Origin of the sequence: Alkalihalophilus sp. As8PL (assembly GCF_040939795.1) — a bacterium.
Classification (GTDB): domain Bacteria; phylum Bacillota; class Bacilli; order Bacillales; family Bacillaceae_D; genus Alkalihalophilus; species Alkalihalophilus lindianensis.
Genome location: NZ_CP162551.1, coordinates 2,371,011 through 2,385,298, shown reverse-complemented (window position 1 = coordinate 2,385,298; position 14,288 = coordinate 2,371,011). Strand labels below are relative to the sequence as shown.

Genomic DNA, 14,288 nt, shown 5'->3' with positions numbered 1-14,288 from the left:
ACTAGAGCCTTCCTTGTTCTATGGGTTTGTGGTTTGCCTAACCAACTTTCCACTAACCAACTAACTAACTTGTTTATTATCCAAGTAACTGTAAAACAGCTTGTGGAGCTTGGTTCGCTTGTGCAAGCATTGCTTGAGAAGCTTGAGAAAGAATGTTGTTCTTCGTCATTTCCATTACTTCACGAGCCATGTCTACGTCACGGATACGAGATTCTGCAGCTTGAAGGTTTTCAGATGAATTGTTTAAGTTAGAGATAGTATGCTCTAAGCGGTTTTGAGTAGCACCAAGCATTGAACGCTCAGCTGAAACACGCTCAATTGCATCATTGATAACTGTGATAGCATTGGCAGCATTTTCGTGTGAAGAAACATCTAAAGCACTTTCAACACCATCAGCATTTGTTCCATCAGTTACATTAGTTGCAGTAGTAAAAGTCGTACCTGTCCCTGTTAAGCCTAGAGCATTCGCTCTCATATCACTGATCTCTAAAGTCAAACTTTGGTTTTCGTTTGCACCAATTTGGAACTGAAGGCCAGATGTAGTAGCAGCATCACCAGTTGCAGTAACTGCCGAATCAGTAATACCTAATGTTCCATCTGCAGTACCTGCGATAGAAAGAGTACTAGTCTCTCCTTTGCTTGTAGCAGTGAACTCAAGTTTACCATCATTATTAGTTACCGTTACTTTTCCAGCTAATGAACTACCATCTATTTTCGCTTGTACATCTGCAGCAAGATCATCAGCGCTTGCGAAGTTAGTATCACTTACTTCAATTGCAACACCAGTAGCACCATCTACGGCGATAGTTAACGTTCTGTTTGGAGCTGAAGCTGCAGATTGGTCAAGTGTAGCAGCTGCCCCTGTAGCTACAGCACTTGTAGAATTATCCTTTTTGTCTCCATTAATTAACTTTTGAGTGTTAAACTCAGTTGTATTACCAATGCGGTTAATTTCAGATGTTAGTTGATTCATTTCTTTTTGGATTTCATTACGATCTACTTCAACATTCGTATCATTCGCTGCTTGTGTAGCAAGTTCACGCATACGTTGAAGGATGCTGTGTGTTTCTTGTAATGCACCTTCAGCTGTTTGGATCATGGAGATACCATCTTGCGAGTTACGAGCTGCTTGATCCAATCCACGTACTTGAGCACGCATTTTCTCTGAAATTGCTAGACCCGCTGCATCGTCACCTGCACGGTTGATACGAAGACCAGATGCTAGTTTCTCCATTGAATTTTGTGAACCTGCTTGGTTGACACCCATTTGACGGTGTGTGTTTAAAGCTGAAATATTATTATTGATAATCATAGTATACTACCTCCGTATAATTGTTCCGCCCACGTCCTTGTGGTTGGATGTTGTATTTGAGCCGTAGGACTTCGTTATCGGCCGCTAACTAGGTCCTCGTGCTTACAACTTTTATATCGGTTGGTTTGGTAGATGTTTCAATAGTTTTTGTAACTTTTTTTGGATTATTTTTGTCTAGGCTGTGACATACGGATTTAGGAACGCAAAAACGCCTGGTTCTCCAACCAGGCGTTGCTTACATTCCTCTATTCTTTTTCACGAAATAGGTAATGATTTCGACTTTTGAAGTTACATTGAGCTTCCGTTTAATTTTGACAATATTGTTGTTGATTGTATGTATCGAGTTATAGGTGAGCTCGGCAATTTGCTCGGCTGTCTTTCCTCTTAGCAAATGACATATAATGTCTTTTTCCGTCTGGTTAAACTGCGTATAACCTTCAAGGCAGACGGTTAGATCTGTTGATTTCGGTGGTTTTGTATGTTTCGCTACTGTTTGGAGGATCTCCTTTTGAAACGGTAGATCTAAGTAAGGATAGTGCTTGAGTGCTGAATGAATCGATTGTTTAAATTGCTCATTTTCAATCGCGATGATACTTGCTTGTTCAACATTTAGTATTTCTTTTGCTAGTCTTTGATTTTGTTTGCTTATGACCCATATATACTTCCTACATTGACTGCTATCCTTCTTAGAATCCTGTTTTAATCGTTTGAATACATCATTAACACCTTCTACTTGGTCAATGACATAAAAACTTAGTTCGGATTGATTTGGTTCCTCGACGTCTTCTTTAATTTTTGGCGGCAAGGAAGTATCAGTCGTAATAAAGGTGATGGATTCTTTCGTTGTTGATGCTGACATATGATCCTCCCTCTTTTTTGGACTCTTTCTTCTATTCGTTAATTATATTCGACATCCTTGTCAAATTTTGTACTTTTTTCTTAGATTTACGAAATAAATACCAAGTCTTAGGTTATGGGATCTATAAAAATGAAAGAATCTCCCATTTTTATGAGAGATTCTCTATTACTCTTATTATCCTTTATGAATAAATCCTCGCAATCCATCCAATGAAACTTCTTTTACCGCTTCATTATTTTCTTGTTGAATGGCTAAATAGACTTCTTTTCGATGAATCTCGACGTTTTTGGGGGCTTCTATGCCGATTTTGATTTGATCTCCATCGACTGAAAGGATTTTTATTTCAATTTCATCCCCAATTTGAATCGCTTCTTTTAGCTTACGTGTAAGGACGAGCATTTACACCTCTCCTTTCACGGCTTGCTTGAAGATCGTGTGCTTTGTTTCATACTCACTGTTGCTTAAGAGAAGTTGCTTTCCCTTTTGCTTCGTTGCGTTAATAATTATTGGCGCTTGAAGGTTGGCTGTTGTTTCTTGGAACGGTTCGTGGACCGTCAGCATGATGAATGTCGCCACTTCTTCTTCTGATGTAATCTCTAGTTGCTCAATCGTCGCATCTGGTAGCTTCACTTGATAGCCTGGGACAAATTGAAACGGATTAATGACGATGAAAGCTACCTCGGTTGTAGTTGTTGATTGGAGTACATAGAAAGGAGTTCCTTCTTCAAAAGGAAGAAGCACGAAGGTTTGCTCACTTTCAAAAGCAGGAATTCCTTTTTCAAAATGAATGATTCTCTCATTCTCAATTTCTATTTCGCCTGTATATTTCGTTTCCATCTTCACCATTTTTCACACCTTTTTGTCGATTTCTTTCCCTAAGTTTAGCATGATTTCTACCTTTCTCGAGCAAACCATACAAACCCTAACAAAATAATTTAAAATTCTTTCAAAATAAGGAGGTAATTTACAAATTTTTATAGAATATTACAATATACCTAAGAAAATAGTTCTATTTCCTTAGGTTGTCCTTCCCCATGCGACTGATTTCTTTTCTGGGCCTCCAGGTGAGTCATCTACCTCTTTTGCTTCTATTTACTCCCTACATATCTTCCCTTTTCTTACGTAAATCCTTATGAAAACATCATAAGCCTGACCTGCAGCTAGATTTATTTGTGTGAGACGGGATTCTTCTCTTTTTTTCATAGCATTTAACTAGAAATGTAGGTCGATGAGTTTGGAGTAGATAGGTGTGAAGTGGGAAGCGTCGCCCCCATTTACAGGCGCGAAGACTTTATTCGAGATTTCATGACGTGGATAAAGGATTTACGCTTGAGAAAAGGTTGCAACTCCGCGTTGCAACCTTTTCCGTTCCTTAGAGCCCTCGGTTGATGAAGGCGCCGACTGCTTGATAGGATATGCTGTTTTTTTGACGAAGGTAGGTATCGGTTTGCCATTTTGGCATCTGGATATCTGGTTCTCTTCTATTAATACTAATCGTGGCTTCATGTCTCGGGACGTTGAAGCTGATTTGACTTGGTTGAAAGTGGATCTTGGTCTGGTCCATAGAGCGAGGCATATTGACGACGTGCAGTTGCGGATCTGGCTTTGTGCTATTTTGCTTAGCGATTCTAGCAAATGCCCCACCATATCCATGCTCAATGCGCATCATTTGATCGCCTTCTTGACGTTTCTTCGCAATATGCTCAGACACTTGTGAGTTTGCAGAAGCATAGAACTCTTTTGCATGCCGTAATCCTGATTTCAGATTGGCATCGGCAAATGCTTCTGTTTGATCAATCGAAAGCTTGGGAAAGGTCGTGTTGATCTCAATCACGTCTGTTTGTTGCCGGATCTGCAAATCCGCTTGGTGTTGCTTGATGCGCACCGTCCCTCGGTCTGATTGTTGAGCCATTTGGGCGTGGGTAGATCTTATTTCCAGAGAAGCTAGCTGCATCCGACTCACTCCCTATTCATGCTTTAACGTAGGAAATCTAGTAGAGATGGTTGTATCACTCTTGCTCCTACAGCCATCGCCGCACGGTGAACGCTCTCTTGTGTTTGCAGATCAATAATCACTTTTTCCATATCGGCATCTTCATTTTCAGAGAGAATGCGTTTGGCGATGATCTCTTGTTCGAGCACTCGGTTTTCGATCATTTCCACCCGGTTGATTCTCGCTCCTAGATTCGCTCGTTCGGTTAAGACGTTATTAATGTGAACATCTAGCTTATCAAGGTATCGACTAATCTCTTTGCCACTTGAAGCGGTCTCCATGTCTCCCATCATCGATTCAAGCTCGTTTGTGATATCTTGAATGTTCTTGAAGAGTTCGGCTGATAAGACGCTTTGCGGACGAATATTGTTTGAGATCGTCACACCTTTTAACAGCTCGATTTCGATATTTTCTTTATTGGATGATACAGGTGAGGCCGATGGAATCAACTCTACTTCCCTTGGTGCGTTCTGAATTTCCTCCAATGAAGCATAGACCGGCTTTTCGTTTACATATTTTCCGCTCTCTTCATCATAGACAAAGCGATGCTCGGTGCCATTTAGTTGAACCGTAACAAAGTAATCAGTTGGGTTAGCCACATCTGTTAACTCAAATTCAAAGCGAGATTCCACGACTTGTCCGTTCACTTCAACAGTAGCTGTTTGAATCGCTTCTGGGTCATAGCCTCTGAATACATTTGCGACAAAGGAGTTCGTTTCCTCATCATACGTCAACTCAAGCGGCCCTTGACCTGGGATCATCACACTTACTTGAGCTCCCCTTGCCGCTTCTAGTGTAGCCGCGTTTATAGATACTGTAAGATTTTGTGGAACTTCGACATCTAGACTCCCGACATTGTTTACGAATGGACTATCTGGATCAAGCGGGGCTAGGGCATCATACTCTTCTTCATCTAGCACTTGAACTTGAATTTCGTTTTCTTGAGCAAACGCAAGCTGAGCTGCGGTTAATTGAAATTGATAGACACCTTCAGTTGCTTGGCCTAGAGGAAGATCAATCGTTTCGCCACCTTCAAATGGACCAATACGAACGATCTTGCCTTCTAATTCTGTGACGTCATCCAAGTTAAATTGAGCAGCTAGTTGTTCAGCTTCTAACGTTACCCCTGAGAAGAGCTGGCCGACTTCAAGATCACCAAATTGCTGGAATTCAATCGGCAATTCTGTTTGAGTAACATCAACAAACTCGGGTCGGTTAATATAATTCGGCAACTTACTTAAATCGATCGGTTTTGAAATCGTATTTGTGCCGTTAAATAAGTACTTGTCATTGACTTTTGTATTCCCGATCGAGGAAATATGCTCATTTAGTTGCTTAATTTCTTGAATGATGTTTTTTCGATCATTCTCGTTATACGTATCATTGGAAGCTTGGACGGTTAACTCACGAATTCGTTGTAAGGCTTGATTGACCTCGCCTAATGCTGAATCGGAGCTTTCCATGAAATTATACATCTCACTTAGATTCCTTTTAAATTGCGCTACTTCGGTCACTTGAGTCCGGTAACGCATCCCATTCATGGCGACAACCGGGTCCTGAGAGGCACGGGTGAATTTCTTGCCCGATGCAAGGCGGTCTTGGAGTTGACCTAGATTGGCATACCCTGCACTAATATTACGAAGCGCATTATTGGCTAACATTGATTGTGTTACACGCATCTATCTCACACCCTCTTATCGGCCTACAACACCCATGCCATTAATAATACGATCGAGCATCTCATCGACCATCGTAATATTTCTCGCTGCAGCGTTATAAGCGTGTTGAAATTTAATCATATCCGTCATTTCTTCATCTAATGAGACACTACTTACCGATTGACGACGTTCATCGACGGTGTTTCGAAGTAAATCAGCATTTCGCATCATCCGGTTTGCTTCATTCGTATTAACAGCCATATCCCCGATGATACTTTGGTAGAAGCTTTGAACAGTTGTAGTTGTGCCGTTGTAGCTTAATCGTTTATCTTTGACGTTCGCAAGCTCTAGAGCATTTGCTCCGTTTCCGATAAAGGCAACACCATCCGCACTCGGTTTCGCAGCGGCGATTTTATTAATTTGATTCATTACTTCAGCTGATACTTGCAGACGGCTTGCTGCGCCTGCTTTGTTATCTGCAGTAAGAGCTGCCGCGTTACCACTATAGGTGAAGAAATTAATCGCTTCTCCTTTGGCTCCGTTTTGAATGTCTTCAACATTCCATCCCGCACGGTGCACACGGTTAAACTCCTCAACAAAGGTATAAACCATTTCATCAAGATTAGCGAGCATATCAGGATAAATACCCTTCCCTTCACCATTTTCAAGATAACCGTATGCCTCGATACTCGCTTTGATTTTTCCTCTAGAATCGAACTCACTAAATGCCACACTTTGCGCATCCCCGAATGTTAATTGACTAACAAGCTCACTATTTCCCTCATCAAATGTGAGCGATAAATGATTGACCTCATAGCTCGACCCATCGATTAATGTAATCCCAAGATCTTGTCCTTTTTCATCTGCTAGTTTAATCGTATAGGCACCTTCTGCCACCGCATCAGGCTTTCCACCCGCTTCGACTCTTTCAACGGTCACATTGACATATTGAGAAAGCTGGTCGACTAAGTTATCTCGTTTATCATAGAGGTCATTTGGAACATAGCCGTGTGGCTCCACTTTGGCGATCTGTTGGTTCAGGCTATTAATTTGATCAAGGACAGAGTTGAAGGATTTCACGGTTACATTAACTTCACCTTTTAAATCTTGCTGAATTAATGTTAGAGAGCTTGCCACATAATTAAACGTTTCAGCTACAGCAACCCCACGCTCACGAACAACCATACGTGCTCCTGAATCCTGCGGGTCGGCTGTTAGATCTTGCAGTGCATTCCAGAAACGGTCCATCGTACTCGCGATTCCGTCTTGACTCGGCTCATTCATAATGTCTTCCATCTTCTGAAGAGCCGTAAAACGGGTATCCCAGTAACTCGCTTTGTTATGTTCATTTCGAAATTGGATGTCTAAAAAGCTCTCACGTACACGTTGAATAGAGCCCGCTTGTGTACCCGTTCCAAGATGGCCCGGAATCATCGGACGATTCCTCCCTACACCTGGGTAAGGTTCCGTTTGCGTGAAGTTGACACGTTGGCGTGAATAGCCTGGCGTATTGGCATTTGCAATATTATGACCAGTCGTGCTCAAGGCATATTGCTGCGTCATCATTGCCCGTCTTGCCGTTTCAAGTCCATGAAAAGTTGATTTCATCGTTGTTCCTCCAACTACTTAAGCTTTCGAATCAAAAACAGAGCGGCTGAACAGCTCTGTTTGTTCGGGTTTTTGATGAGGCTTCGTATAGTGCACATCTTCTGCTTGTGGCACCATTAAATCAAGGGAGAGATTAACAAAACGCAAGGACTCTTCAAGCAACTCACGATTCTGTTCATTTTGTTTTTTTAGCTGATCTACCTCTTTGAGGAGGGCTCGTTGCAGCTTTTTAAGCACGACTGTTTCGTCATGACTTACCAGTGGCAGCATTGAGGCAATCGTCACGTCTTCTTCGCCCTCTCCCTTTTCAATCATAAACGCACGGGCTTCCTTCACTCGCTTTGCATCAGCTTGCTGAGCGGCGCGAATGAGGCTTGCTTCTTCTTTAATGATCTGGCCGAGAGTTGACACATCATTGGCTTTGACCGCTTCCACTTTGAGCGTTGCTTGCTTATTCAATTCTTGATGAAGCTTCAACAGCTCCGCTAGTGCTTGGATCACCATTTTTGCTGACATCTCTCTCACCTTTCACATTCCTTAGTTATTGTTCCAGAAGTCATACATCTTCTGTGCCACTGCCTCTTTATCTACGCGGTATTCACCAGACTCAATCTGTTTTTTCAATGCTTCTACTTTTTCTTGACGTGCCTTTTCAAGCGGGTTGCCTTTTTGCATTTCAAGCGCTTGTGAGGAGATTTCAAGCTTATCTACCTTCTTCGCCTCAGGCAGTTTCTCTGATTGCTCCACCTGCTTACGGTAAGGGTTTTGCTGGATGGACTGGTATGGATTGATCTTCATGGTCATCCCTCCTTTATTCGATTTGAATTAAAAACGCACCGATTTGCTCTTGTAGCTTATATCGGCACGCCTCTTACAATTGTTAAGACTATTTATCAAAGCGATCATCAAGAGAATGGTACGTCTTATTTTTCGCATTTTCTTCTGCTTTAATATTTTCTTCGGTTCGTTGTTGGAACTCTTTTTCTTTCGCTATCTTTTCTAAGCCACCCGTGATATTTCCTTTACATGAAGCACAAATACGACCTTCTTGAATCAACTTCCCACACGATTCACATGGATAACCCATATTCGGAAAATGAGTCACAAGAATGCGCCCTTCTTTGACAAATTGGTGGATTTGCTCAAGTGGTACTTCCGTCTTTTCATGGACTTCCCGTATGGAAGCCATTCGATTGTGTTTACGACGCATAAAACGAGAGACCTTATCGTAATTATCCTCTTGTTCTTTATAGCAGGGATTGCATATTGGACGGAGTGCCTTTACAAATAAAGCCCCACATTTCGGGCAATTGGCCACGTTTTTCATATCCGCCTCTCCTCTCTATTATATCCTACACAGCAAAGCTTGTCTGTTTGACTACCTACAAAGCGTGAGTGACTCAACATGTGTTGCGCCTTGCTCGATCAAGGTCTGAGCAGCCTGCCTCACCGTTGTTCCTGTAGTATATACATCGTCAATCAAGACAAACTTTTGAAGAGGTTTAATAGAGATTTGACCTTTTTCGACAAAAAAAGGTGAATGCGTCACTTGATGAATTCGAGCTGATCGATTCTTTTTGCTCTGCTGCTCACCTGTTGTGCGGCCAAGAGCTACAACTGGCACAAGCCACTCTGAGGTCATCAGCTCCACTTGATTAAAGCCCCGCGCTCTGAGACGATCCTCACTTAAAGGCATAAGCACAGGTGAATATGCTTGGAAATGAGATTGATAGGCACGCTTCATTTTCATTGAAAAATAGCGACCTATCTCTGCATCCCCTTGAAATTTATATAAGGAGACGCAATCTTTTATTCTCTCGTTGTAGGCGTAGAGGGAGAGGTTTCGTTTCAGTAGTTGACTAGCTGTAGGGTGCTTCTGCCACCTCTCACAATCCAAACAGAGCCCATTTTCTGTTTCAGATGTCCATTTCTGCTCAAGCACCCGGGCACAACCGTTGCACTGCTCTCCCCCTAACAACTCGAATCCACTTTCACATTGCTCACAGACGAGTTTCCCTTCTTCTTGAAGAAAGATCCTCCTCCAAGTAGGCTTCACCATCATCTGCTCATGACAAAGTAAACACCTCATCCCTACACCTCCCGTTTATTCATCCAATTGATTTGACCACGTGCCCGAAGCATCGCGTCGGTCCGGCCATAATGAAAAAAGGTCACATCTCCCGTTGGCACATCCGCACTCCTGCCTACTCGTCCGGCGATTTGCACGAGTGCCGCTTCCGTAAAGACATCATCCTCCGCTCCAAGCACCGCGACATCGACATTCGGGATTGTGACTCCGCGCTCAAGAATGGTCGTCGTTAATAAGAGGGAATACTCATTATTGCGAAATGCATCTAGTTTATTGTGGCGATCTATGTCAGCTGCATGGACGGCTTCGTGCCTAACGGCTAAGGACTGAAGAATGGTTGAGCATTGATGAAGGAGCTGAATAGAAGGGGCGAACAGAAGAGTAGGTTTCGCGGCTAGTTGGCGTTCTTTGAGCCATTTTAAGAGGACGAGAGGGAGTTTATTCTTTTTGAGATGGGCCCGCCAATTGCCACACCAACGGAAATTAGGTACCGGAAGAAGATAGCCGTGATAACGTCTTGGAATATATACGGTCGTGAGATCTTTCTGCTTTTTCAAATTGGCGGTTGGCGTCGCAGTGAGGTAGATTAACGCAGAATGAGGCTTCCTTGCTTGGGTGATCGCATATTGCAGGCTTTTATCATAGCTAAATGGAAACGCGTCCACTTCATCAATAATGACCACATCAAAGCTTTCATAAAAGCGCATCACTTGGTGAGTGGTCGCGATCACGAATGGGGCTTGGGTGTGATGATCTTTGCTGCCGCCATACAGACTAGCGATAGTCACACTCGGAAAAGCCTCGCCAAACCTCGGCGTCAACTCTTTTACGACATCGACGCGTGGTGTTGCCAGTAAGACCCGCTCTCCTCTTTCAAGTGCTGCCGCAATGCCTTCAAATAACATTTCTGTTTTCCCAGCCCCGCACACAGCCCAAAGAAGGATAGAGCTTTTCGTTTGAATTGTGTTGATGACTGCGAGAGATGCTGTTTGCTGAGCAAGTGAGAGTTTACCCTCCCATTTTAGCGGAGATTCGATTATTGGGTAGGCAGTGTGGTTGGAGGTAGGGATTTGATATAGAGGCTTACATTCCTGCGTTTTACCGAGTCGAATACAATGGCGGCAATAGAGACAGTTCTTTTGACACGTCGCACAAAAGTGGCTAGCGAATAAGGTACGGGCAGTGTTTCCACAACGGATACAGAGTGGGAGAGAATTTTTAAAGAGGATACTAGGAGTTTTGATGATGAGCCCTTTTTTGATGAATGGATCAAACTCTGCATCAGGATAGGGAATTTCTGTGCGGAGAAGTCGTTTGCCAGAAAGGAAGGCAAGTAAGTCGGTGGACATGGGGATCACCTCGGGGGATTAGTTGATTATAAAAAAACATGAAGCAACGAGTGGGGTGCCGCTTCATGCTAAACGTTTATTATTGCGAGACTTTGTACCAGCCCACACCTAAGCTACCTTCGCCTAAATGCGTTCCGATAACCGGTCCAAAATGACTGATGCCAACATTTACATTATCAAATTTCGACTGAATGTCATTGGCAATCGTTTCTGCTGATTGTAAGCGATTGGCATGAATTACGGTCACTTCATACGTCCCGCCTGTTGTGACATCTTCTTCTAACAGCTGACAAATACGAGCAACAGCTTTTTTCTCGGTCCGGACTTTTTCAAAGGGGACAATGCTTCCTTCTACAAAATGAAGAATCGGCTTGATCTTCAGTAGATTTCCGACAACAAGTTGAGCTGCATTCATACGTCCCCCGCGGTGGAGATGTTGCAGGCTATCGACCATAAAGTACGCTTTTTGGCTTGTTTTAATTTCGTTTAGACGAGCAAGAATCGCCGTTGCATCAGCACCCTCTTTTGCTAGTTTCCCAGCTTCTAGTGCATAAAACCCTTGAGGTGCACAGCTAATCTCTGAATCAAAGCCTTCTACTCTTATTCCTTCAACCATACTAGCGGCACTCATCGCCGATTGATACGTTCCACTAATCTTGCTTGATAGATGAATCGTAACAATCTCTTCATAGCCTTGTGTTTTCAAATTTTCAAATGTCTCCACAAAATGACCAATTGCCGGCTGTGACGTCGTTGGTAGTTTTTCCGTTTCTTTTAATAGTTTATAAAACTCGCTCGTGGTTAGATCCACTTCTTCTTGATAAGAATCTTCACCAATAACAACATTTAACGGTATCATTTCAATCGATAACTCGTCCCGAACGTCTGGTGCGAGATAAGCGGTACTATCTGTTACGATTGCTACTTTATTCATATATAGATCCTCACTTTGTTTTCCCACTATGGGAAGATTCGTGTTTATTTTCTAGGCAGTAAGCTCACATGTGCTGACACTTGATCTGACGTAATCTCTCATCTATTAATGTACCTTTTAATGTAGGAACATTCAAGGGACTTGTTGGGAGGATTGCAGCAGTAAAATGTTATGAACGCGGAGCGGATTGGGCGATATGTGCGCTATTTGGAGTTTATGAGCGAACGTCGTCGACTTATGTGCATTTTTTTGTGTTTATGTGCGAGTTTGTGTAGCTTATGAGCGCAATTTTACATTTATGTGCGAGCAGGGTCGATTTATGTGCGAATTGGCCAGATATGTGCGAAACGTGAGCTCCATATCCACCGTAAGCACCCGACTGAGCGCTCAATCCACTTATTTGCCGCTTCTCCCCTCAACAAAAAACAAGAGATACCCACATACTCGGTACCTCTTGTCCACATTCGAATTAACGAACGATTACATATCCTTTTTTAATCGCTTCAACAACCGCTTGCGTACGGTCATTTACACTCATCTTTTGTAGGATGTTACTTACATGGTTTTTAACCGTTTTTTCACTAATATAAAGAGATTCACCGATGGCACGGTTACTTTGACCATCCGTCATTAATTGAAGAACTTCACACTCACGACGCGTTAAAATATGAAGTGGCTTGCGGTATTCGACTTCGCGGAATCCGATTGACTCTTCATACTTATCATCTTCTGTTGCGAGACGACGGTATTCTTTAATCAAGTTATGCGTTACCTTTGGATGAATGTATGATCCACCTGAAGCTACAACTTTCACTGCTTCGATAAGTGCTCCAGCATCCATTTCCTTAAGCAGGTAACCTGATGCCCCTGTTTTCAGTACATGAGTAACATATGTTTCATCATCATGAATTGAAAGAATTAAAACTCTGACATTCGGATACGTTTTAACAAGCTCACGAGTAGCTTCAACCCCGTTTACTTTCGGCATGTTAATGTCCATTAAAATGACGTCTGGGCGATGTTCTTCAACAAGTCCCATTGCTTCTGAGCCATCTTCTCCATCTGCCACAATTTCAAATCCTGGTTCCATTGCTAGAATTCTTTTTACGCCTTCACGAAATAATTGATGATCATCAATTAATACGATATTAATTTTCTTTTCTTCGTTCATCGCTATCACCTCTCCGTTTACACGGTTATTATCCTTACCAATTTCTAAGTCGATTAATCAATTCATTGCTACGTCAAAGGTACTTCGATGGAGATAATGGTCCCGATATCCTTTTTCGACTGAATTGTCAGTTCACCTTTAAGCATGTTGACCCTCTCCCTCATACCCATGAGACCAAAAGAGCCTTCTTTTAACTTTGTCGTATCAAACCCAACGCCATCATCTTTTATGATCATTATAACCTTTGTTGGCTTGATTTCAATTTTCACTTGTATTTCTGTAGGTTGGGCATGCTTATAGGCATTTTGTACCCCTTCTTGTATCAGTCGAAACAACGCGACTTCATACTCTTCTGGAATACGTTGATCTCGCCCAAAATGCTTGAACCTTACAGCAATACGATTATGTTCTTCAAAATTCGCTAAATACTTCGATAAAGTAGGCACCAGGCCTAAGTCATCGAGGGCCATCGGTCTCAAATCGTAAATAATCCTTCTTACTTCCGCAAGTGAACTTTTTACCATTTTTCTGAGGTCGCGAATCTCTTTTAGCGCTTCATCAATGCCTTGATCTTGATAAATTCGTTCTATTATCTCAGACCGAAGCAGAACATTCGCCATCATTTGAGCTGGTCCGTCATGAATTTCCCGGGAAAGCTTTTTCCGTTCTTCTTCTTGGGCTTCAATGATTTTCAGCCCAAACTTTTGCTTTTCCCTCGCATCTTCAATTACTTCACCAACTTGGCGCAAGTCACTGGATAAAAAGTTATATACAACTGCCATTTGACTTGCTAATTGTTCAGCACGCTCGATCGTTTCATTTAACTTAATCAGCCTTCGTTCGATATGGTCACGACGCTCTCGAAGCTTAATCTCTTCTTGTTGCAGGACGGCTAGCTGAACTTGGTAATCATTTGCTTGCTCATAGGCCGTTTTCACTTCTTCATGACTATAACGATCGAACGCTTTACTTACCTCTACTAAACGACTTCTTGAAAACTTCGCATGTAAATGGGTACGATCTGTTTTTTCAATGACGCCAGCTACCTTCATGCGGACATCTTGTAATTCTTTTTGCAAAGCCTGATATTCTCGCCTTGATTGCTCACCAATCTCGAAAATTTGTTCTCTGCTTTGTCCGACTGTATCTAACGTTTGATCAATAATCTTGTCTAACACATTTTTGTCAGTCAAGGCTCTCACCAACCTCCACCGCCTTTTTTGGGCGCTAACTGGTGCAGAAAATCAACCTTGTCCATTTGCTTCAAGATAAAGTTTCCGCTATCCTTATCTTACAACAATCAGACTATAAAAGC

At 42.4% G+C, this 14,288-nt stretch carries 15 protein-coding genes and 1 pseudogene; all 16 read right to left on the bottom strand.

Going from position 1 to position 14,288, the window contains the following annotated elements:
- Positions 1-76: 76 nt before the first annotated feature.
- Entirely contained in the window at positions 77-1,312 is a 1,236-nt protein-coding gene (locus AB3N04_RS13510) for a flagellin (protein ID WP_368503264.1), read from the bottom strand.
- A 235-nt stretch (positions 1,313-1,547) separates the two neighbouring features.
- Positions 1,548-2,171 carry a LuxR C-terminal-related transcriptional regulator gene (locus AB3N04_RS13505; protein ID WP_368503263.1) on the bottom strand — a complete coding sequence of 208 codons (624 nt, stop codon included), beginning with the start codon at positions 2,169-2,171 and terminating at the stop codon, positions 1,548-1,550.
- 174 nt (positions 2,172-2,345) lie between these two features.
- Positions 2,346-2,570, bottom strand: coding sequence for a carbon storage regulator CsrA (gene csrA / locus AB3N04_RS13500; RefSeq protein WP_368503262.1), 225 nt, complete (start codon positions 2,568-2,570; stop codon positions 2,346-2,348).
- Entirely contained in the window at positions 2,571-3,014 is a 444-nt protein-coding gene (fliW, locus tag AB3N04_RS13495) for a flagellar assembly protein FliW (RefSeq protein ID WP_368506052.1), read from the bottom strand. It abuts the gene before it with no gap.
- A 529-nt stretch (positions 3,015-3,543) separates the two neighbouring features.
- Entirely contained in the window at positions 3,544-4,125 is a 582-nt protein-coding gene (locus tag AB3N04_RS13490) for a DUF6470 family protein (protein WP_368503261.1), read from the bottom strand.
- A gap of 23 nt (positions 4,126-4,148) precedes the next feature.
- A complete protein-coding gene (locus AB3N04_RS13485) occupies positions 4,149-4,445 on the bottom strand; it encodes a flagellin (RefSeq protein WP_368506051.1) in 297 nt (98 codons plus the stop codon).
- Positions 4,446-5,432: 987 nt separating this feature from the next.
- Positions 5,433-5,843, bottom strand: a pseudogene (flgL, locus tag AB3N04_RS13480) (flagellar hook-associated protein FlgL); the annotation flags it as partial.
- 15 nt (positions 5,844-5,858) lie between these two features.
- The gene (flgK, locus tag AB3N04_RS13475) at positions 5,859-7,430 is read right to left on the bottom strand and encodes a flagellar hook-associated protein FlgK (RefSeq protein WP_368503260.1); all 1,572 of its coding nucleotides are present in this window, start codon (positions 7,428-7,430) and stop codon (positions 5,859-5,861) included.
- A gap of 18 nt (positions 7,431-7,448) precedes the next feature.
- Complete coding sequence (locus tag AB3N04_RS13470) at positions 7,449-7,946, bottom strand: flagellar protein FlgN (protein ID WP_368506050.1); 498 nt, start codon at positions 7,944-7,946, stop codon at positions 7,449-7,451.
- Positions 7,947-7,967: 21 nt separating this feature from the next.
- On the bottom strand, positions 7,968-8,228 hold the full coding sequence (flgM, locus tag AB3N04_RS13465) for a flagellar biosynthesis anti-sigma factor FlgM (RefSeq protein WP_317121533.1): 261 nt from the start codon (positions 8,226-8,228) through the stop codon (positions 7,968-7,970).
- A gap of 88 nt (positions 8,229-8,316) precedes the next feature.
- Positions 8,317-8,757, bottom strand: coding sequence for a TIGR03826 family flagellar region protein (locus AB3N04_RS13460; RefSeq protein WP_368503259.1), 441 nt, complete (start codon positions 8,755-8,757; stop codon positions 8,317-8,319).
- 51 nt (positions 8,758-8,808) lie between these two features.
- Complete coding sequence (locus AB3N04_RS13455) at positions 8,809-9,519, bottom strand: ComF family protein (protein WP_368503258.1); 711 nt, start codon at positions 9,517-9,519, stop codon at positions 8,809-8,811.
- A 2-nt stretch (positions 9,520-9,521) separates the two neighbouring features.
- Positions 9,522-10,868 carry a DEAD/DEAH box helicase gene (locus tag AB3N04_RS13450; protein ID WP_368503257.1) on the bottom strand — a complete coding sequence of 449 codons (1,347 nt, stop codon included), beginning with the start codon at positions 10,866-10,868 and terminating at the stop codon, positions 9,522-9,524.
- Between the two features lie 79 nt (positions 10,869-10,947).
- Complete coding sequence (locus tag AB3N04_RS13445; RefSeq protein WP_368503256.1) at positions 10,948-11,802, bottom strand: DegV family protein; 855 nt, start codon at positions 11,800-11,802, stop codon at positions 10,948-10,950.
- A gap of 469 nt (positions 11,803-12,271) precedes the next feature.
- Positions 12,272-12,973: a response regulator gene (locus AB3N04_RS13440; RefSeq protein ID WP_368503255.1), complete on the bottom strand. Its 702-nt coding sequence runs from the start codon at positions 12,971-12,973 to the stop codon at positions 12,272-12,274.
- A gap of 68 nt (positions 12,974-13,041) precedes the next feature.
- Positions 13,042-14,166, bottom strand: a complete 1,125-nt coding sequence (locus tag AB3N04_RS13435; RefSeq protein WP_368503254.1) for a sensor histidine kinase — start codon at positions 14,164-14,166, stop codon at positions 13,042-13,044.
- Positions 14,167-14,288: the final 122 nt, after the last annotated feature.